Here is a 679-nt window from a genome sequence, read left to right as displayed (position 1 = left end):
GCAAGCCGGCGCTGGTCCGGTTCGAGAACCACCTGGACGAGAACCCGATGAACCTGGACCGCCAGGACTTCGGCTCGCCGGACTGGTCGTTCCTGACCCACCTCCACAACGGCCACACCGCACCGGAGTCCGATGGCAACCCGCACTACTCGATGGTGGCCGGGCCGAAGCTCCCGGGCTACCTGCCAAAGACCTACTGCGACAACCTCTACCTGAACTGGCCGGCGGGCAATGATGACCGCGAGAAGCAGAGCTTCTTCTGGTTCCACGACCACCGGATGGACCACACCGGATCCAACGTCTACAAGGGCATGGTGGGCCTCTACCCCATCTACGACCCGAAGGACGGCATGGACATGGGCGATGAGCGCCAGGGCCTGAAGCTCCCGGGTGTCCGCACCAACAACCCGGACGGCTCCTTCGACGTCGACTACGACATCCCGCTGGCCTTCTACGATTGCCGGCTGGACGACGGCGTCACCATGCACAAGGACATCCACGATGCCCAGAACGAATTCCCCGACGCCAAAAACCCGGCCAAGCATCCGGAATGGTGGGGCAAGACCTTCTACAAGCACTTCCCCAACCACGGGTTCGTGGGCGACATCTTCACCGTGAACGGCACCGCCTACCCGGTGATGGAGGTGAAGCGGCGCAAGTACCGCTTCCGGTTCCTGGA

General features: G+C 63.2%; 1 pseudogene. It reads left to right on the top strand.

The features are described 5' to 3' along the window. Positions 1-679: pseudogene (locus AC1DFE_RS24105) on the top strand (multicopper oxidase family protein); the annotation flags it as partial.

Source organism: Arthrobacter sp. 05T423 (genome assembly GCF_056396245.1).
This window is presented reverse-complemented; position numbering and strand designations above follow the sequence as displayed.